The sequence below is a fragment of the Pseudomonas xanthosomatis genome, assembly GCF_019139835.1.
Lineage (GTDB): Bacteria > Pseudomonadota > Gammaproteobacteria > Pseudomonadales > Pseudomonadaceae > Aquipseudomonas > Aquipseudomonas fakonensis.
This window is the reverse complement of sequence record NZ_CP077075.1, coordinates 3862020-3880933: the sequence shown is the minus strand read 5'-3', so window position 1 is coordinate 3880933 and position 18914 is coordinate 3862020. Positions and strand designations below refer to the sequence as shown.

General features: G+C 64.3%; 15 protein-coding genes. 11 read left to right on the top strand and 4 right to left on the bottom strand.

The genetic code is table 11. The features are described 5' to 3' along the window. Positions 1–9: 9 nt before the first annotated feature. Positions 10–1383: an MFS transporter gene (locus KSS93_RS17275; protein WP_217885197.1), complete on the bottom strand. Its 1374-nt coding sequence runs from the start codon at positions 1381–1383 to the stop codon at positions 10–12. 505 nt (positions 1384–1888) lie between these two features. Between KSS93_RS17275 and quiC the strand changes: the two genes are divergently transcribed. The 3 genes from quiC to KSS93_RS17260 all read left to right on the top strand — a co-directional run bounded on the left by quiC (position 1889) and on the right by KSS93_RS17260 (position 5591). Continuing rightward, on the top strand, positions 1889–3796 hold the full coding sequence (gene quiC, locus KSS93_RS17270) for a 3-dehydroshikimate dehydratase QuiC (protein WP_217885196.1): 1908 nt from the start codon (positions 1889–1891) through the stop codon (positions 3794–3796). 178 nt (positions 3797–3974) lie between these two features. After that, positions 3975–4637, top strand: a complete 663-nt coding sequence (locus KSS93_RS17265; protein WP_217838766.1) for a TetR/AcrR family transcriptional regulator — start codon at positions 3975–3977, stop codon at positions 4635–4637. 9 nt (positions 4638–4646) lie between these two features. Then, positions 4647–5591: an AEC family transporter gene (locus KSS93_RS17260; protein ID WP_217885195.1), complete on the top strand. Its 945-nt coding sequence runs from the start codon at positions 4647–4649 to the stop codon at positions 5589–5591. A 239-nt stretch (positions 5592–5830) separates the two neighbouring features. On the opposite strand, the gene KSS93_RS17255 is transcribed toward KSS93_RS17260, so the two are convergent. Continuing rightward, positions 5831–6529, bottom strand: a complete 699-nt coding sequence (locus tag KSS93_RS17255) for a FadR/GntR family transcriptional regulator (RefSeq protein WP_217885194.1) — start codon at positions 6527–6529, stop codon at positions 5831–5833. Positions 6530–6782: 253 nt separating this feature from the next. Here KSS93_RS17255 and KSS93_RS17250 point away from each other — a divergent pair, with 253 nt between their 5' ends. Genes KSS93_RS17250 through KSS93_RS17235 form a run of 4 tightly spaced genes read left to right on the top strand, consistent with a single transcriptional unit; the run spans position 6783 to position 9608 of the window. Continuing rightward, positions 6783–7568 carry a transporter substrate-binding domain-containing protein gene (locus KSS93_RS17250; protein WP_217885193.1) on the top strand — a complete coding sequence of 262 codons (786 nt, stop codon included), beginning with the start codon at positions 6783–6785 and terminating at the stop codon, positions 7566–7568. Between the two features lie 11 nt (positions 7569–7579). Then, positions 7580–8245: an amino acid ABC transporter permease gene (locus KSS93_RS17245; protein WP_217838762.1), complete on the top strand. Its 666-nt coding sequence runs from the start codon at positions 7580–7582 to the stop codon at positions 8243–8245. Continuing rightward, positions 8246–8893, top strand: coding sequence for an amino acid ABC transporter permease (locus KSS93_RS17240; RefSeq protein WP_217885192.1), 648 nt, complete (start codon positions 8246–8248; stop codon positions 8891–8893). It abuts the gene before it with no gap. Next, positions 8880–9608, top strand: a complete 729-nt coding sequence (locus KSS93_RS17235) for an amino acid ABC transporter ATP-binding protein (protein ID WP_217885191.1) — start codon at positions 8880–8882, stop codon at positions 9606–9608. The genes KSS93_RS17240 and KSS93_RS17235 overlap by 14 nt, the downstream gene beginning before the upstream one ends. A gap of 56 nt (positions 9609–9664) precedes the next feature. Here the strand turns inward: KSS93_RS17235 and KSS93_RS17230 are convergent, their stop codons facing one another. Together KSS93_RS17230 and aroQ are read right to left on the bottom strand one after the other, a co-directional pair. Further along, the gene (locus tag KSS93_RS17230) at positions 9665–10513 is read right to left on the bottom strand and encodes a shikimate dehydrogenase (protein ID WP_217885190.1); all 849 of its coding nucleotides are present in this window, start codon (positions 10511–10513) and stop codon (positions 9665–9667) included. Continuing rightward, on the bottom strand, positions 10510–10959 hold the full coding sequence (gene aroQ, locus KSS93_RS17225; protein ID WP_217885189.1) for a type II 3-dehydroquinate dehydratase: 450 nt from the start codon (positions 10957–10959) through the stop codon (positions 10510–10512). Before aroQ ends, KSS93_RS17230 begins: the two co-directional genes overlap by 4 nt. Positions 10960–11210: 251 nt before the next feature. Here aroQ and KSS93_RS17220 point away from each other — a divergent pair, with 251 nt between their 5' ends. From KSS93_RS17220 to KSS93_RS17205, 4 genes are all read left to right on the top strand, one after another. Continuing rightward, entirely contained in the window at positions 11211–13613 is a 2403-nt protein-coding gene (locus KSS93_RS17220) for a type VI secretion system Vgr family protein (RefSeq protein WP_217885188.1), read from the top strand. A gap of 2 nt (positions 13614–13615) precedes the next feature. Next, a complete protein-coding gene (locus tag KSS93_RS17215) occupies positions 13616–16834 on the top strand; it encodes a phospholipase D-like domain-containing protein (protein WP_217885187.1) in 3219 nt (1072 codons plus the stop codon). A gap of 224 nt (positions 16835–17058) precedes the next feature. Beyond that, positions 17059–17919: a T6SS immunity protein Tli4 family protein gene (locus tag KSS93_RS17210; protein ID WP_225917207.1), complete on the top strand. Its 861-nt coding sequence runs from the start codon at positions 17059–17061 to the stop codon at positions 17917–17919. Between the two features lie 47 nt (positions 17920–17966). Further along, a complete protein-coding gene (locus KSS93_RS17205; RefSeq protein WP_217885186.1) occupies positions 17967–18863 on the top strand; it encodes a hypothetical protein in 897 nt (298 codons plus the stop codon). Positions 18864–18914 lie beyond the last annotated feature (51 nt).

The following is an 18914-nucleotide window of genomic DNA, read 5'->3' as shown; positions in this document are numbered from 1 at the left end:
CGCTCAATCTCAGTGTGTTGCCACCTTCATGCTGTCCCGGCGGCTGGCCTCATAGGCTTCCTGCTCCATCGGCTTGGCCTGCGGGTTGCCCAGGTCCTCCATGGCCAGGCGGTGGGTCTCGGGCGCAAGGTACGCGGCAAAGGCACACACGCAGGTAATCAGGAACGCCAGGCTACCGACCACCCACGGGATGTTGTCCGAACCCGGTGGCGCCACGGCGGCGAACAGCGCCGGCAGCATGGCGGTGAGCATGGTGCCGATGTTCTGCGCGATGGCCATGGCCGACACCCGGTAGCGCGTCTGGAACAGCTCGGGGTAGAAGCTTGGGAACACCGCGTTGTAGCCCTGGTAGACCATGCCCCACATGACGATCGAGGCGGTGAAGGCCAGCGGCACGTTCTGGATGCTGATGGCGTACAGGTAGACGAACGCCAGCAGGCCCGAGCCCAGGCAGCCGGCGATCATGGTCGGGCGGCGGCCGATCTTGTCCGACAGGTTGCCGACGAAGGGAATCACTAGCACCGCGACGATGTTGCCGACCACCGGGATCCACAGGTACACGCTCTTGTCGAAGCCGATGCCGTAGGCCGGTTGCACCGCGTAGGCTGCGCCGAAGATGGTCGCCACCACCGGGATCACGTTCATCAGGGCCATGAACATCACCAGCACCATGTGCCGGCCGCTGTGGCGGAAGGCCTCGCCGATGGGCGACTTGGCCACCTTGTCCTGTTTTTCTTCCTGCACGAAGGCCGGGGTCTCGTGCACTTCTTTGCGGATGATGAAGCCGGCAATCAGCACCACCGCGCTCATCAGGAACGGAATGCGCCAGCCCCACTCGTTGAACGCCTCGCTGGGCATGAAGTAAGCCAGGGGCAGGAACACCGCCGCCGCCATCACCTGGCCGGCCTGCACGCCCTGCAGGGTGAAGCTTGCGTAGTAGCCGCGCCGGCCGAACGGGGCGTGCTCCATGATCATCGAGCTGGCCCCGGAGATTTCACCGGCCACCGCAAAGCCCTGGATCAGGCGCAGCACCACCAGCAGTGCCGGGGCCAGCAGGCCGATGTCGTGGTAGGTGGGCAGCAGGCCCACGGCCATGGTCGACAGGCCCATCAGGAACATGCACAGCAGCAGCACGTTCTTGCGCCCGCGGGTGTCGCCCCAGTGGCCGAGTACGAAGGCGCCCACCGGGCGCGCCAGGTAACCCACGCCGTAGGTGGCCAGCGACGCGATGATGGCCATTTTCGGATCGGTGTTGGGGAAGAAGATCTGCGGGAAGATAAGCGCCGCAGCCTGGGCGTAGATGAAGAAGTCGTAGTACTCGAGGGCAGAGCCGATCCATCCGCTGGCGGTGGCTTTCTTGGCTTGGGAACTTGAGTGGGCCATGTTGTCTCCGTTGTTCTTGTCAGGGGCCGGGGGTCAGCGTGCGCAACGACTGCGCGGCGCAGCAAGACCAAGGCTGTGATCGGAAGACGAACGAGGCGATGCGGATCGCAGGGCGAGGAAGGTGTGCATAGGTCGGTACCCGTTTTTATTGAACTTATTATGTGGTGACGCTGGGCTTTGCGGCGCAGGACCCGCCGAACGACCGGCGTGGCAGCAAGAAGGGTGGTGGGCCCTGCGTCTGGTGATCATGGTTGTTCACGGGGATGAGTGAATCAATTCGTCGAAACGGGTTTTGTGCGGTAATCGAACAAAAACTAACTGTTTCGTACAAAGTGCATTGCGGGTGCGACTTTACCTGCGAATAATCGATCGTGCCAGGTTTCGAAAGCGTTGTTCGGTTTTGCGGGCCTCATCGCCGGCAAGCCGGCTCCTACACGAGACCGCATCCCCTGTAGGAGCCGGCTTGCCGGCGATAGGGCCCTCCAATAACAAGGAACTCCCCCCCATGCAGCGTTCGATAGCCACCGTGTCCCTCAGCGGCACCCTGCCAGAGAAGCTCGAAGCCATCGCCGCCGCGGGCTTCGACGGCGTCGAGATCTTCGAGAACGACCTGCTGTACTACGCAGGCAGCCCCCGCGAGATCCGCCAGATGTGCGCCGACCTCGGCATTGCCATCACCCTGTTCCAGCCCTTTCGCGACTTCGAAGGTTGCCGGCGTGACCGCCTGCAGAAGAACCTCGACCGCGCCGAGCGCAAGTTCGACCTGATGCAGGAGCTGGGCACCGACCTGGTGCTGGTGTGCAGCAACGTGCAGCCTGATGCCCTGGGGGATGAACAACTGCTGGTGGACGACCTGCGCCTGCTGGCCGAGCACGCCGGCAAGCGCGGCTTGCGCATCGGCTACGAAGCCCTGGCCTGGGGGCGCCATGTCAATACCTACCAGCAGGTGTGGAACCTGGTGCGCCAGGCCGACCACACGGCATTGGGGGTAATTCTCGACAGCTTCCACACCCTTTCACTCAAGGGCGACCCGGCGGCGATCCGCGATATCCCCGGCGAGAAGATTTTCTTCGTGCAGATGGCCGACGCGCCGATCCTGGCCATGGACGTGCTGGAATGGAGCCGGCATTTCCGCTGCTTCCCGGGGCAGGGCGAGATGGACCTGGCGGGCTTCCTCGCGCCTATTCTGACCACCGGTTACCGAGGCCCGCTGTCGCTGGAGATCTTCAACGACGGTTTTCGCGCAGCGCCGCCGCGGCAGAACGCCGCCGACGGCCTGCGTTCGCTGCTGTATCTGGAAGAAAAGACCCGCCTGCAACTGGAGCGCGAGGCGCGCCAGGTGCAGCCTGGCGTGTTGTTCGCGCCGCCGCCGGCCAGCAGCTACGACGGCGTCGAGTTTCTTGAATTCGCGGTTGACGAGGCGGTTGGCGCGCGCCTGGGCTCCTGGCTCAAGCGCCTGGGCTTCGCCGAGGCCGGCGCGCACCGCAGCAAGGCGGTAAGCCTGCTGCGCCAGGGCGATATCAACATCGTGCTCAATGCCGAGCCGTATTCCTTTGCCCATAACTTCTTCGAGGCCCACGGCCCGTCGCTGTGCGCCACAGCGCTGCGGGTGAATGACGGCCAGGCGGCGCTGCAACGCGCCACCGCCTATCGCGGCCAGCCGTTCCGTGGCCTGGTCGGCCCCAATGAGCGGGAGATCCCGGCCGTGCGCGCCCCGGACGGCAGCCTGCTGTACCTGGTGCAGCCCGACGGCAGCGGCCAGACCATCTACGACACCGACTTCCGCCTGGACGGTGCAGCCACCGCCAGCGGCGGCCTGCAGCGCATCGACCACATGGCCCTTGCGCTGCCGGCCGAGGCGCTGGACAGCTGGGTGTTGTTCTACAAGAGCGTGTTCGACTTCACCGCCGACGACGAGGTGGTGCTGCCCGACCCCTATGGGCTGGTCAAGAGCCGCGCCCTGCGCAGCCACTGCGGCACCTTGCGCGTGCCGCTGAACATCTCCGAGAACCGCAACACCGCCATTGCCCATGCGCTGAACAGTTATCGCGGCTCGGGTGTGCACCACATCGCCTTCGATTGCGCGGACATCTTCCGCGAAGTGGCGCGGGCCAAGGAGGCCGGGGTGCCGCTGCTGGAGATCCCGCTGAACTACTACGACGACCTGGCGGCGCGCTTTGATTTTGACGACGAGTTCTTGAGCGAGCTGGCGTACTACAACGTGCTGTATGACCGCGATGCCCAGGGCGGCGAGCTGTTCCACGTCTATACCGAGCCGTTCGAGGGGCGGTTCTTCTTCGAGATCCTGCAGCGCAAGGGCGGGTATGCCGGCTACGGCGCGGCCAACGTGGCGGTGCGCCTGGCGGCCATGGCCAAGGCGCGCAGCGGGGCGGGGCGTTCGAGCAAGTTGTGATTGGCCCTTTCGCGGTCCAAGCCCGCTCCCACGCCACAACCCTGGCTGCGTGGGAGCGGGCTTGCACCGCGATGGGCCTGATGGGCCAAACCTGACCACCCGACCAACAGCGCGCTTCCCTGCACCGCCCGGCTCACGGATAATCATGCGGATTCCTATAACGAGCCTGTGAGTCGGTATGAGTGATTCGGTAGTCCAGCCTGAAGCCGAGGGCGTGCGCAAGGCGCGCAAGAACAACCCGGAGAAGACCCGCGAGAACATCCTCCAGGCCGCCATCACCGAGTTTGTCCAGCAGGGCCTGGCCGGTGCCCGGGTGGATGCCATCGCCGAGCGCACCGCCACCTCCAAACGCATGATCTACTACTACTTCGGCAGCAAGGAGCAGCTCTACGTCGAGTGCCTGGTCAAGCTGTACGGTGACATTCGCAAGACCGAGCACAGCCTGGACCTGGAGTCGCTGGCACCGGAAATGGCCATTCAGCGCCTGGTGGAGTTCACCTTCGATCACCACGCCAACAACGTCGATTTCGTACGTATCGTCTGCACCGAGAACATCCACTACGGCGAATACGTCAAGCAGTCGCCGGTGATTCGCGAAATGAGCAGCATGGTGCTCGAGGCGCTGGCCAAGATCCTCGCCCGTGGCGTCGAGCAGGGCGTGTTCCGCCCCGGCATCGAGGTGATCGACCTGCACATGCTGATGAGCTCGTTCTGCTTCTACCGGGTGTCCAACCGCCATACCTTCGGCGACATCTTCCAGATCGACCTGGCCGACGAGCAGGTCAAGCAGCGCCACAAGCAGGTGATCTGCGAGGCGGTGATGCGCTACATCAAGGTGTGATGCCGGCTTATGTTGACCATCCTCAGCGTCATCCTGCCGATCTTCGCCCTGATTCTGGTCGGCTTCATTTGCCGGCGCACCAACAAGCTCGGTGAAAAGGCCGCATCGGAGATCAACGCGATGGTGGTGTGGCTGTGCCTGCCGGCGCTGCTGTTCAAGGTCACCGCCACCACCACCTGGCAGGAAATCTGGCACCCGGGCTTCATCATCGCCTTCAGCGCCGGGATGCTGCTGATGTTCGTCGCCATCGTGGCGTGGCGCCTGCGCCGCGGGCACGGGCTGGTGGCGGCGAGTATCGACGGGCTCAGCGCCGGCTACGCCAACACCGGTTATATCGGCATCCCGCTGTGTGCGCTGCTGTTCGGCCATGTGGGGCTGCAGCCGGCGCTGATCGCATCACTGCTGGTGGTGTGCGTGCTGTTCGCCATCTCGCTGGTGCTGATCGAGATCGGCCTGCAGGAGGAAACCCAGCTGGGCAAGGCCGTGCTGGTGGTGCTCAAGGCGTTGGGCAAGCACCCGCTGGTGCTGTCGCCGTTGGCCGGTGCGGCCTGGGCGGCCACGGGGCTGGGGCTGGCGGAGCCGGTGATGCGCTTTCTTGACCTGCTGGCGGCGGCCACCACGCCGTGTGCGTTGATCTCCTTGGGGCTGTTTCTTGGGCAGAAGGCCGAGAAGGGCAGCGAGAGTGCCTGGCCACTGGTGCTGGTGAAGCTGGTGGGCCAGCCGCTGGTGACCTGGGTGCTGGCGTTCAAGGTATTCGTGCTGCCGCCGATGTGGGCGGCCAGCGCGGTGCTGCTGGCGGCGCTGCCCACCGGCACCGGGCCGTTCATGCTGGCGGAGTTTTACCAGCGCGAGGCGGGGCTGATTTCGCGGACCATTCTGGTGTCCACTTTGGGGTCGTTGCTGACCTTGACCGCGTTGATTCTGTTGCTGGACCTGAGCCACGTAGCAGCCTGAGGTGGCTCTCATAGAACTGCACATTTAGCAAGGACCTGTGGGAAGCGGCCTTGCGTCGCGATGGGCTGCGCAGCAGCCCCGGCAATTTTGCATAAGGCTGGGACCTTGGGGCCGCTTCGCGCCCCATCGCGACACAAGGCCGCTTCCCACAGGGGGCGCGGTGCATCTGCGAGACCAGTTCTCTGCGCGACAGCGTAGCCCGCAGGGCTGGGTGATCTCCTACAGGGATGCAGCGTATGTCAGCCGGCAAACACCACCCCGGTGCGCGCAGCCGCATTGCGGATATGCTCCTGCATCGCCCGCTGCGCACCGGCCTGGGAGCGGCGGGTGAGGGCGCGCAGGATCTTGCGGTGTTCCTGCCAGGTTTCCATGGCCCGCTCGGGGCGTATGAAGGGCAGCTTCTGGCTTTCCAGAAAAATGTCCTGGCTGGCGGTGATCACCTGCAGCATGGCGCGGTTGCCACTGGCCTGCAGCAGCTTCTGGTGAAAGGCGAAGTCCAGCCGGGAGGCCGCCTCGAAACGCCCGGCGCGCAGTTCCACGGCCATGGCCTCGACATTGGCTTGCAGCTCGTCCAGGTCGTCGGCGGTCAGCGCCAGTGCGGCTTGCCCGGCGGCAAACCCTTCCAGCGCGTAGCGCAACTGAAAGGTGTCGGCCGCCGATACCTGTTCGGCATAGGGCCAGGCGAAGCCGCCGGACAATGCGCTGGCAGGGGCCGGTGACTGCACGAACACCCCCTTGCCCGGCTGCACACTCACCAGCCCCAGGGCGCTGAGCGACGACAGCGCCTCGCGCAGCGACGCGCGGCTGACCCCCAGGCGCTCGGCCAGGTCGCGCTGCGAAGGCAGGGCGTCACCGGGCTGGTAGGCGTCTTCCTCGATCAGTTTGCGGATTGCCTGCAGGGCGATTTCCGGGACGGGGCGGGCGGGGCTGGCAAGCATGCTGGGCGGACCGGTCTGAGGGCGATGGGCACCCTTTTACGGTGAATACGGGCGGCCTGGCAAGCCTTGCTTCGTTGTGGCGCAGCGCCGCGAGGCCTTGCGCGAAAGCAGGGCATGCCCGGGCAACTGTTCAGACCAGTACGACCACAAAAAAGCGCTCTGGGCAGCGCCATACGGGCTTTTGCCCCAGGCTGGCATGCCCCATGCACTGGCACCGCAGCCCCTTTCCTGTATCGCTGCGCGAGGCCTTTGAATGAAAACGTTCCGTACCCTGTTCCTGGCAACCCTGTTCTGCGGCGGTGCCCTGGCACTGCCTTCGGCCCAGGCCGACGCATTGGCCGACATCACCGCCCGTGGCGTGCTCAAGGTGGCCGTGCCCCAGGACTTCCCGCCGTTCGGTTCGGTCGGCCCGGACCTCAAACCCCGCGGCTTGGACATCGACACCGCGCAACTGCTGGCCGACCGCCTGGGTGTCAAGCTGGCGCTGACCCCGGTCAACAGCACCAACCGCATCCCGTTCCTGACCACCGGCAAGGTTGACCTGGTGATCTCGAGCCTGGGCAAAAACCCTGAGCGCGCCGCGGTGATCGACTTCTCGCGCCCCTATGCACCGTTCTACCTGGCGGTGTTCGGCCCGGCCGACGCGCCCATCGGCAGCATCGACGCTATTGCCGGCAAGACCATCAGCGTCACCCGCGGCGCCATCGAAGACATGGAGCTGACCGCCGTCGCGCCCAAGGGCACCATCATCAAGCGCTTCGAAGACAACAACTCGACCATCGCTGCCTACCTGTCCGGCCAGGTCGAGCTGATTGCCAGCGGCAGCGTGGTGATGGCAGCCATCGCCGAGAAGAACCCGGCCAAGGTGCCGGTGATGAAGGTCAAGCTGAAGGACTCGCCGGTGTACGTGGGCCTGGCCAAGCAGGAGCCGGCGCTGCTGGAAAAGGTCAACGCCACCCTGGACGCCGCCAAGGCCGATGGCAGCCTCAACCGCAACGCCGAGAAATGGCTGAAGCAGCCGCTGCCGGCCGACCTTTGAGAGCCTGACCGATGGCCTATCAATTCGACTTCGCCCCGGTGCTGGCACAGGGCGACCTGCTGCTCAAGGGGGCGCTGTTCACCGTGCAACTGACGGTGATCGGCACCGTGCTCGGGGTCGCCATCGGCGTGCTCGGCGCGGTCACCCGTGCCTGGCGCCTGCGGCCGTTCGATGCGCTGTTCGGGCTGTATGTGGAGCTGATCCGCAACACCCCGTTCATCGTCCAGCTGTTCTTCATCTTTTTCGGGCTGCCGGCCCTGGGTGTGCGCCTGACCGAGTGGCAGGCGGCGGTGCTGGCGATGGTGATCAACCTGGGGGCGTATTCCACCGAGATCATCCGCGCGGGCATTCAGGCGGTGCCCAAGGGCCAGCTGGAAGCCGCAGCCGCGCTGGCCATGAGCCGCTTCGAGGCGTTCCGCCACGTGGTGCTGCAGCCAGCCTTGGCCAAGGTGTGGCCGGCGCTGTCGAGCCAGATCGTGATCGTCATGCTGGGGTCGGCTGTGTGTTCGCAGATCGCCACCGAAGAGCTGTCGTTCGCCGCCAACTTCATCCAGTCCCGTAACTTTCGCGCCTTCGAAACCTACCTGCTGACCACGCTTTTATACCTGCTGATGGCCATTGTGGTGCGTCAGTTGCTGGCCTGGCTTGGGCAGCGCCTGTTGATGGGGAGACGCTGAATGGACTTCACCCTGTGGGATATCGTGCGCAACCTGTTGGTGGGGTTGCAGTGGACCTTGCTGTTGTCGCTGGTGGCGTTCATCTGCGGCAGCCTTGCCGGGCTGTTGCTGCTGGTGGCGCGCATCAGCGACAGCGCGCTGCTGCGCGGCCTTGCACGTGGCTATATCGAACTGTTCCAGGGCACGCCGCTGTTGATGCAGTTGTTCATGGTGTTTTTCGGCATCGCGCTGTTTGGCATCGACGTGTCGGCGTGGATGGCCGCAGCCATTGCCCTGACCCTGTTCAGCAGCGCCTTCCTCGCCGAGATATGGCGCGGTTGCGTGGAGTCGATCCCGCGCGGGCAGTGGGAGGCTTCTGGCAGCCTGGCCATGAGCCGGCTGGAGCAACTGCGCCATGTGATCCTGCCCCAGGCCCTGCGCATCGCCATTGCGCCGACCGTGGGCTTTTCGGTGCAAGTGGTCAAGGGCACGGCGGTGACTTCGATCATCGGCTTCACCGAGCTGACCAAGACCGGCGGCATGCTGGCCAACGCCACCTTCGAACCCTTTTTGATCTACGGCCTGGTGGCCGTGGGTTACTTCATCCTTTGCTACCCGCTCTCGCTGAGCGCCCGTTACCTGGAAAGGAGGCTGCATGCCCCTGCTTAGAGTGTCTGCGCTGCACAAGTATTACGGCGACAACCATGTGCTCAAGGGCGTCGACCTGAGCATCGAGGAGGGCGAGGTGGTGGCCATCATCGGCCGCAGCGGCTCGGGCAAGAGCACCCTCCTGCGCACCCTGAACGGCCTGGAGTCGATCAGTGACGGGGTGATCGAGGTGGACGGTGAATACCTCGACGCCGCCCGTGCCGACCTGCGCGCGCTGCGCCAGAAGGTGGGCATGGTGTTCCAGCAGTTCAATCTGTTCCCGCACCTGACCGTGGGCGAGAACGTGATGCTGGCGCCGCAGGTGGTGAAGAAGGCCGGCAAGGCCGAGGCACGCCAGCTGGCCGGGCAGATGCTGGCGCGGGTGGGGCTGGGCGACAAGTTCGACGCCTACCCCGACCAGTTGTCTGGCGGCCAGCAGCAGCGGGTGGCGATTGCCCGGGCGCTGGCCATGTCGCCCAAGGTGCTGTTGTGCGACGAGATCACCTCGGCGCTGGACCCGGAGCTGGTCAACGAGGTGCTGCAAGTGGTGCGCGGGCTGGCCAGCGAGGGCATGACGCTGATCATGGTCACCCATGAGATGCGCTTTGCCCGCGAGGTGGGTGACAAGCTGGTGTTCATGCACCAGGGCAAGGTGCACGAGATCGGGCACCCGCGGGAGGTGTTCGCCGCGCCGCGGACTGCGGAGCTTGCCAACTTCATCGGTGCGCTCAACTGAGCAGGCTACGCAATCTATGTGGGAGCCGGCAAGCCGGCTCCTACAGGGGGCGTGACTCAATCGAAGCTGGCGAAATGCGCCTGCATGCGCGCGGCATCGGCCGGGCGGCCGCTGAACAGCTCGAACGCCTTCACCGCCTGGAACACCGCCATGGTGCCGCCATCCAGTGTGCGGCAGCCCAGTGCCCGTGCCTGGCGCAGCAGCTCGGTCTCCAGCGGGAAGTAGATGATCTCTGCCACCCACAGCCGGGCATGCAGCAGCTCGGCCGGCAGCGGCATGCCCGGCAGCTTGGCCATGCCCACCGGGGTGGTGTTGACCAGCCCGTCGGCTTCGGCCACGGCATTGGCCAGGCTGCTGCCAAGCACCACCCGGCCGGGGCCGAAACGCTGCGCCAGGTTGTCCACCAGGGCCTGGCCACGGGCCGCGTCCACCTCGAACAGCACCAGCCGCTCGACCCCTTCAGCCAAGAGCGCATGGGCCACCGCCGAGCCGGCACCGCCTGCGCCCAGCTGCACCACCAGGCCCTTGTTGACCCCCGGCAGGCCGCGCCGGAAACCTTCGGCAAAGCCCAGGCAGTCGGTGTTGTGGCCGACCCGCTTGCCGTCGCGCAGCACCACGGTGTTCACCGCGCCGATGCCGCGGGCCTCGTCCGACAGCTCATCGAGCAGCGGCAGGATCGCCTGCTTGAACGGGAAGGTGATGTTCAGCCCGGTGAAACCGGTGTGCTGCGCAGCGTCCAGCAACTGGGGCAGGGCGCTGTCGTCCAGGCCCAGCGGGTCGGCGTCGATCAACCGGTAGAGGTAGCGCAGCCCCTGGGCGTCGCCTTCGTGCTCGTGCAGCGCCGGGGTGCGCGAGGCCTGAATGCCGCGGCCGATCAGGCCGGCGAGGATGCCTGGGGTGCTCATGCCTGCTGCTCCTTGAAGTGCTCGCCGAACCAGCTGAGCGCCATACGATAGCCCTGGCTGCCCAGGCCGCAGATCACGCCCACGGCGATGCTGGAGACGAACGACAGGTGACGGAAGGGCTCGCGCTTGTGCACGTTGGACAGGTGCACCTCGATCACTGGCAACTCGGCGGCCACCAGCGCATCGCGGATGGCTACCGAGGTGTGGGTCCAGGCAGCGGGGTTGATGACGATGCCGTGGCAGCGGCCACGGGCGGCGTGGACCCACTCGATCAGCTCGCCCTCGTGGTTGGTCTGGCGAAATTCCAGTTCGAGGTTGAGCGCACGGGCGCTGTCGGCGCACAGGCTGGCCAGGTCGGCGAGGGTTTCGTGGCCGTACTGGGCCGGTTCGCGGGTGCCCAGCAGGTTCAGGTTCGGGCCGTTGAGCACGAGGATTCGGGGTGTCATGGCGGGGTATCGCTTTGTTGTTTTTGGGATGCTTCGAGTTTTGTACTATCCGGTTAGTTTCGTCAAATCATGAAAAGGGGATTGTGGGCGGTTATCGAACGTGCGCGCGATGTTTGAAACATTCTGAAGGATTTTTAGCAGGCGGTTTCCGAGCTGTTTGTAGGAGGTTTCTTTAGTTGGCGGGCGGTACAAAATTGCCCAGGTTTGGCTGCTAGGGTTCGTGCCTTTTCAGCGAACAGGGAGTTCCGGCCATGTTGCCTGCCAGCCAGCCCAGGCGTTTCAGCTGCACGATCGAAGGTTTTGATAACAACCTGCAGGTGCTGTCATTCGAGGGGGAAGAGGCGCTCAGCCGGCCTTACCGATTTGTCGTCGAGTTGGTCAGCGAATGCGCCACTATCGACCTGGAGGCGCTGCTGCACAGGCAGGCATTCCTGCAGCTGGACGAGGCGGGTAATGGTATCCACGGCCAGGTATACCAGGCCGCACAGGGCGATTCGGGCCAGCGCCTGCATCACTACCGCATCGTACTGGTACCTCACCTGAGCTACCTGGCTCACCGCCGTAACCCGCGCATCTTTCAGCACAAGAGCGTGCCGCAGATCATCGAGGTGCTGCTGGCGGACCATGGTGTCACGGCTGATGCCTTTCGCTTCGCCCTTTGTACTGCAAGCCCTGCGCGTGAGTATTGCGTGCAGTACGGCGAGAGCGACCTGCATTTCTTGCAGCGGTTGTGCGAGGAGGAGGGTATCCACTATCACTTCGAGCACAGCCGCCAGGGCCATTATCTGGTGTTTGCCGACGATCAGGCCGTTTTCCCCAGGCTCGAGGCGCCGGTTGCCTATGTGCAGCACAGCGCCATGGTGGCTGACGAAGCGGTGGTCGACAGCTTCGAGACGCGCCTGGAAGCCCGGCCAAACCGTGTGGCACGGCGCGATTACGACTTCCAGCACCCGCGCCTGCTGCTAGAGGCCGGGGCCAGCCTGCAGCCTGCAATACCTGCTGAACCCTTGCTCGAAGATTACGACTACCCGGGCCGCTTCACCGACCGTACCCGCGGCAGGCAGCTCAGCCAGCGCGCCCTGGAGCGCCATCGCGCCGACTACCGCCTGGCCCAGGGCGGCAGCGACGTCAGCCGCTTGGCCAGCGGCCATTTCCTGACCCTGGCCCGGCACCCCAGGCCCGAATGGAACGATCTGTGGCTGCTCACCGAAGTACGCCACGAAGGCAGTCAGCACCAGGTGCTGGAGGAAGCCGGTGGCGCAGGCGCCAGCCAGCCGGGGTATCGCAACACGTTCTTCGCGGCCCCTTGGGATGCCTGCTATCGCCCGCCGCTGCGCCACCGCAAACCCCGGGTGCTCGGTTGCCAGACCGCCGTGGTCACGGGCCCTGCGGGCGAGGAGATTCACTGCGACGCCCTTGGCCGGGTCAAGGTGCAGTTTTTCTGGGACCGGGAAGGCCAGGGCGACGACAGCAGCAGTTGCTGGCTAAGGGTTTCATCCAGCTGGGCCGGCGAGCGCATCGGTGGTGTGGCCATCCCGCGGGTGGGCATGGAAGTGCTGGTCGAATTTCTTGAAGGTGACCCCGACCAGCCGGTGGTGACAGGCTGCCTGTACCACGGCGAACACCCCACACCCTACCCGTTGCCCGCGCAGCAGGCCTGCACGGTGCTCAAGACCCGCAGCAGCCCCGGTGGCGGGGGCTTCAACGAGCTGCGGGTGGACGACACGGCGGGGCAGGAGCAGGTGTTTCTGCAAGCCCAGCGGGATTGGGAGCAGTACATCGGCCGCGACCAGAAGATACATGTCGGCAAGCAGCGCCACGACAGCGTCACAGCCAACAGCTACAGCCAGTTCCAGGCCGAAGAGCACCGCACCACCCTGGGCGACCGCAAGACTGAGCTCAAGGCAGCGGATCACCTCACGGTCGGTGATAGCCAGCACCTGAAAGTGGGCAATGCCCGCTTGCTCGAGGCGGGGCAGCAAATTCACATCAAGGCCGGCCAGCATCTGGTTATCGAGGCGGCTCAGGAGCTCACGGTAAATGCCGGTGGCAGCTTTATCAGGCTCGATGGGCAAGGCGTGTTGCTGGCGGGGACACAGGTGCGCTGCAACAGCGGTGGCACACCGGGGCTGGGCAGCGGGGTGGCGGTGTTGAGCCCGCAGCTGCCGTTGCCTGTACCCATGACAGGCCCGGGGCGATCCAGGCCAAGCCCAGGCAGCCCGACACCCCATGCAGTGCCGGCTGAGCTGCAACCCTATTCGCTGGCGATTCGCCTGGTCGATGTGCCCGGCGACAGCGGCTTCCCGCTCGCCGACACGTCGTGGCAGATCCTCCAGGACGGGCACGACGCCCCCTTGCTCGAGGGCGTGAGCGACGAGGCCGGCCAGGTGCAGCTGGATGCCGGGCAACGCCTGCGCCTGGGGGGCGCTGCCAGCTGTGCCAACCTGTGGCTGTGTTATCCGGGGCAGTGCATCCCGTTGCTGCTGCATGACGAACCGGCAAGTCCAGACCAGCAACATCTCGCACTGTGCGCGTTGGACTTTCATGACCGCCTGCGCCACTCGCGGGCCGATGCGGCCTGCCATGCCCGTGTCGACCAGGACCCATGCGCAGCCGGCGAGTTGTATCGCACATTGCAAGACGGGGAGGCCTGAGCATGTCTGGCAACCCACCCCCGTACAACGGCGTACGTCACAAGGAAGTCACCCAGATCATCAGCGCCGACGGCCGGCCGCTGAAAGCGGTCAGCGCTCCGGACTTCTTCATTCGCGGTGCCAATACCTTCGCCCCGGTGCGCAGCGGCAATCGGGTGCGCTTCTTCACCAGTGGAAAGGCCTACTATCAGGACCTGGCCGAGGCCATCGACCAGGCGCAGGCGTCGATCTTCATCACCGGCTGGCAGGTCAACCATGACGTGCTGCTCGACGGCAAGCGCAGCCTGTGGCAATGCCTGCGCGCCGCGCTCAAAAGCAAGCCGGCGCTCAAGGTGTATGTGCTGCCCTGGCTCAGCCCGATGCCCAGCCTGGGCACCCACGATTTCGAGACCATGCTGGCGGTGTTCCACCTGAATGTGGGGCTGGGCCGCGCCCGGGCATTTTGCCTGCCGGCCATCCAGCAGAGCGACATGAAGGGCCTGGGCGCGGTGTTCTCGCACCACCAGAAGAGCGTGGTGGTCGACAACCAGGTCGGCTATGTCGGCGGCATCGACCTGGCCTATGGCCGCTGCGACGACCACCGCTTCAGCCTCGACGCCAGCGCGCGGCGTGGCCGCGATGCCTACAACCCGTGCATCCCGCACCTGGGCTGGATGGACATGGACAAGCACGTCAGCCGCGCCGGCCTGTTGCTGGCGACAGTGTTCGACCTGTCGCAGCGCGTGCCGGTCCCGCTCGGTACCAGCGGGCTTGCGGTGCGGGTGCGCGCCGACCGGTTGTTGAATGCCCACGCCTGGGTGCGTGACCTGATCGAAAGCCCCGCGCACCCGGCCATCGCCTGGCTGGTCAAGGCCGGTAGCAGTTTCAAGGAGCTGATCGGCACCATCACCCACCCGCTGGAGGCCGGCAAGCAATACCTCACCGATGCGGCGATCCGCCAGGTCGCCGCACTGATACGTCACAACTGGCAGCGGCTGCCGCTGGCCGAACCGCTGAAAAGCCAGGCCGAGGCCTGGTTGCAGCAGGTCGAGGCGGCGCAGGGCGACCTGTCGATCGCCCTGCGCCTGCAAAGCCACCTGTTGATCAACCAGTGGCTGGCCAACACCGACCTGGGGCGCATGGTCGCGCTGGTGTGCGACAAGGGTTTCGATGCCATGCCTGCGGACAAGGCCATGTGGCTCAGCGGTATCGGCGAAGCCGCCAGCGCCTTGCTGATGCACCTCTACACCCTGTTGCAGCAGCGTGTGGCCGGCCACCAGGAGCCCTACCGTTACCTGGCCCACGACCCGCAGCCGCTGGGCTCGCCCGACCACCGTACCCTGGCCGCCGACCAGCCGCGCATGCCCTGGCAGGACGTGCACAGCCGTATCGAAGGGCCCTCGGTGTACGACCTGTCGCGCAACTTCATCGACCGTTGGAACGGCCAGCAGGCTTATCTTGCGCAAACCCCGACGCTGTACAAGACCGACGCCGTCATCGCCCTGATGGAATGGCTCAACCGCCTGGCCCGGGACGCCGGCATGCCGTACCATCTGGACCTCGCCGGCCACCTGCAACTGGATCTGCCGGCGCCAGAGCCGGTGTGGATCGACCAGCCCGAACAATTGCCGACCCCGCCCGCCATTGCCCATGGCCAGGTGCAGGTACAGGTGCTGCGCAGCGCCTCGGCGGCGATGGCCGCGCAGGAGGCCAAGGGCCGCAGCCTGGCCAAGGTGCACCTGCCGCTGCCGCCTGGGATCAGGGCCCAGGGCATGCAGGACAACTGCAACAGCGCGATGCTGCAGGTGATCTCCAGTGCTCAGCATTTTCTGTACATCGAGAACCAGTTTTTCCAGAGCGCCTTTGGTGCGCAGGGCGAGCTGAACGAGGGGCAGGATCTGTCCGGGCCGATGGCCAGCCTGCGTGACCCCGGCACCCTGCGTGAGGATTTCGTCGCCCGGGTGAAGCTGCGCGAGGCGCTGAAGGCCCAGGACTACGGGCTGATCGACTGGGTCGAACTGCAGGCCATCTGCAAGGCCTACGGCGAGGAGGGGATGGCGTTCGCCGAGGCGCTGCAGGGCATGTGGACGCTGAATGCCCAAGGCTGGCTGAGCCACAAGCTGGGGCAGGAAAAGCCGCTAGAGAACAGCATTGCTGCCGCGCTGGCCGACCGCATTGGCCGGGCGATCTACGAAAACCGGCCGTTCCACGTGTACCTGGTATTGCCTGTTCACCCCGAGGGCAAGCTCGATGTGCCCAACGTGATGCACCAGGTTCACCTGACCATGCAGAGCCTGGTGTTCGGTGAGCTGAGCCTGGTCAAGCGCATCCAGCGGCATATGGCGCTCAAGGCAATCATGGATTGCGGGAAGAGCCGCGAATGTGCACAGAAGATCATCAAGCACACGAATGGCAAGGGCCAGCCGGTGTATGAGCAGCAAGATTGGAGCCGCTACCTGACGCTGCTCAACCTGCGCACCTGGGGCTACCTGAAGGGCCGGGTGGTCACCGAGCAGATCTACGTGCACAGCAAGTTGATGATCGCCGACGACCGCGTGGCGATTCTGGGCAGCGCCAACATCAACGACCGCAGCCTGAACGGCCAGCGGGATTCGGAGCTGGCAGCGATCATTCGCGACACGCAACCGGTGAAGGCGAAACTGGACGGCAAGTATCCGCATACGGTGGGCAAGGCGGTGCATCAGTTGCGCGTGGACCTCTGGCGTAAACACTTCGGGCTCGACTTGCCGCCGGGCGGGCCGGTGGCGCCGTTCACCGAGCTGGCGGATTGCCTGGATCAGCCGGCGGCAGAGCATGTGTGGCGGGCGATACAGGAACGGGCACGGGCTAACAGTGAGGCTTACGAGAAGGTGTTTGATTTTATTCCGCAAAGCAGGAGCCAGGTTCAAGTGATGAGTGAGGCGGCGGAAAAAAGGTATCTCGACGGTTTTCCGGCCTCCATCTGGCCTACCTGGACGTATCGAGATGCCTTGGAGCTGGAATTGGGTGGTTATCTAAAAGAGCCCGCGCCTCACCAGGAGAATTTTTGGTTGAAAGGCGATCCAGATGCACCGATGGGCGTGACTGGCTTTATATGTGCACTGCCCGTGAAGTGGACAAAGGGTGAGGAAAGTAATTCGGGTTTCAATTTGACGATTCTCGCCAATCGTCAATCGCAGCAGGGGGCGGGAGACGTGGTGGCGCAGTCAGAGTCTCCGTTGCACAAGGGTCATCACTCATGAGGTGGCTGCAGTTTTTAATCGTGTTTTCTCCTTGCGTCTATGCTGCGGATGGTGAGCTGAAAGAGTGTATTGGGCGTTCTGTTTTTGATGTTCCAGAACCTGTTTCCTGGGCAACCTCCGATATTGAGAATTTTCGTATAGATGGGCCAGGATTCCCCATGTTCTCGAGGCGGGTCGGAGGAAATTCAGGTCACGTTAGGTACTCTGGAAGTTTGCGATACAAGGTGAGTATCGTCACAACACGTGATCACTTCGAAAATGCTCGTCAAATGGTGCTGTTGGATCATGAGGCATACGTCGAAAACCTGCGTCGTCGATTGAAAGTCGAGCAGGAGCGCTTGAGTACTTTGTCTGGTGGGCCTCACGGAAAAGCCATTGCACGGGCCAAAGAGGACGTTGCAAAGTTGCAGAATGATCTTGGGAGCGCTGGTATCCGTGAGTTTGATATCGGCCTCCCTGATGCTTATGTGTTCGGTAATCAATCGCCTTATGAGGCTTTTTTGTGGAGAAACAACCGAGTTTATTATTTTGCCTTTACGAAACCTGAGGCTAGTTCGCTTCAGGACGTCAAGAACCTGATGGCGCGCTTTGAACCTCGAGACAGCCATCAAATTCCCAAAGGCCCAGGGGTATGCATGCCCTACGGCTTCATCCATGACGACGGTCTTCCCACCTTCAGCATCAAGAGCAGCCTGCGTTTTGATAGCACGCCCAACGTGATCTTGAGCATTATCAATGCATCGCCTGAATATGAGACCAAGCCCACCTTGGGTACTTACAACACCCACTACTACCCCGGCTACGACCGCCAGCGCTGGAAGAAGTCGAGCATCCTGCAGGCGATCGACCTCGGTGGGCGCAAGACCGTGCTCGAAGGCTGGCGCCTGGACCCGCGCCCAAGCTCCGGCGAAGAAGAGCGCGCCTGGTTTGCAACCGCCAACGTGGGCGGTCTATTGCGCCCCTTGTTGGCGGTGCACATGGAAACCTTCCCGAAAGGCACCGACGATCTGCAAACCCTGACCCCGCCCCCAGAAGAAGTGATCCCGAAATTCCTGAAAATTACCGAAAGCCTGCGCGACCTGTAGCAGCGCTATCGGCAACGCTCCCTCCATTCACCCGAAAAGGAACTTCGATGAACCTGCTCAAACGTTTTTACCAAGCCTTGCTGGCCGGCCTGCGCGAAGCAGGGCTGTGCTTCATGCTTGGCCTGCGCGACAGCCTTGCCCCTGGCCTTCTGCTGCGCTCGGCCGGCTGGTGCCTGCTGGTGACCTGTGCCTGCCTGTACCTCTACTACGAAAACTTTGCAGCCATCGCCGAGTTTTGCCTGAAGGTGTCCTTTTTTGCGGTGTTGGGAGTCGCCAAGTTAGCCTTCGTGCCGGCGGCTCCGGTCACGCCCGGGGTGTATTTCGACCCGTTCGTGCTGTTCAACAGCCTGGTGGGCATTGTGCAACTGGCGTTGTACATGGGGGCGTATTTCGTGGTGCTGATGTTCGTGCTACTGCTGGCCATGGTGGTGCTCGGGCTGCGCCTGGTGGTGCACCTGGGGTTGTTGCGCACGGTTCGCGGGCGGGTGGTACGCGCTTACCCGGGCCTTTGCGATCGCCTGCCGCAACCCGGCGAGTCGGCCTGGCGTGCGGCCCGCTACGACCCGGCCAAATGGCTGGGGCTGTCGTGGTGGACATTGCTGTCGCTGTTCATCCCCGTCTACAACAGCTTGCTGATCCTTCTGGCGTTGCCCTTTGTTCATGTCAGGCTGATGCTTGCATCAGCCATCGGCCCTTATGCGCAGGGCGTCGAAGTACTGGCCGTCGCCCGCAACGGGCGGGTTGCGGCGCTGTTTCTTGGGGTGTTCAACCTGTTGCTGCTGTGCATACCGGTGCTGAACCTGATACTGCCGGCCACCCTGTGCAGTGGGGTCTGCCACCTTTACATGCGCGCGCTGCAGCGCCATCGGGCGCAGGTGCAGTTGGAGCCTGCCGGCGGCGTGGATGTGGCCGCCCTCAAGGGCAAAGACAGCGCTCACGCCTGACTTGCTCACCCACTGCGTGACCCGCGCAGGTATGCTGTGAGGGGCCCATCG

Bases quoted from the DNA above. Each gene is read 5' to 3' on its own strand.
- aroQ (WP_217885189.1), bottom strand. From the start codon at position 10,959: ATGACACCCCGAATCCTCGTGCTCAACGGCCCGAACCTGAACCTGCTG.
- KSS93_RS17230 (WP_217885190.1), bottom strand. From the start codon at position 10,513: ATGAGCACCCCAGGCATCCTCGCCGGCCTGATCGGCCGCGGCATTCAG.
- KSS93_RS17260 (WP_217885195.1), top strand. From the start codon at position 4,647: ATGTTGACCATCCTCAGCGTCATCCTGCCGATCTTCGCCCTGATTCTG.
- KSS93_RS17265 (WP_217838766.1), top strand. From the start codon at position 3,975: ATGAGTGATTCGGTAGTCCAGCCTGAAGCCGAGGGCGTGCGCAAGGCG.
- KSS93_RS17275 (WP_217885197.1), bottom strand. From the start codon at position 1,383: ATGGCCCACTCAAGTTCCCAAGCCAAGAAAGCCACCGCCAGCGGATGG.
- KSS93_RS17215 (WP_217885187.1), top strand. From the start codon at position 13,616: ATGTCTGGCAACCCACCCCCGTACAACGGCGTACGTCACAAGGAAGTC.
- KSS93_RS17235 (WP_217885191.1), top strand. From the start codon at position 8,880: ATGCCCCTGCTTAGAGTGTCTGCGCTGCACAAGTATTACGGCGACAAC.
- KSS93_RS17255 (WP_217885194.1), bottom strand. From the start codon at position 6,529: ATGCTTGCCAGCCCCGCCCGCCCCGTCCCGGAAATCGCCCTGCAGGCA.
- KSS93_RS17245 (WP_217838762.1), top strand. From the start codon at position 7,580: ATGGCCTATCAATTCGACTTCGCCCCGGTGCTGGCACAGGGCGACCTG.
- KSS93_RS17205 (WP_217885186.1), top strand. From the start codon at position 17,967: ATGAACCTGCTCAAACGTTTTTACCAAGCCTTGCTGGCCGGCCTGCGC.
- KSS93_RS17220 (WP_217885188.1), top strand. From the start codon at position 11,211: ATGTTGCCTGCCAGCCAGCCCAGGCGTTTCAGCTGCACGATCGAAGGT.
- KSS93_RS17250 (WP_217885193.1), top strand. From the start codon at position 6,783: ATGAAAACGTTCCGTACCCTGTTCCTGGCAACCCTGTTCTGCGGCGGT.
- KSS93_RS17240 (WP_217885192.1), top strand. From the start codon at position 8,246: ATGGACTTCACCCTGTGGGATATCGTGCGCAACCTGTTGGTGGGGTTG.
- quiC (WP_217885196.1), top strand. From the start codon at position 1,889: ATGCAGCGTTCGATAGCCACCGTGTCCCTCAGCGGCACCCTGCCAGAG.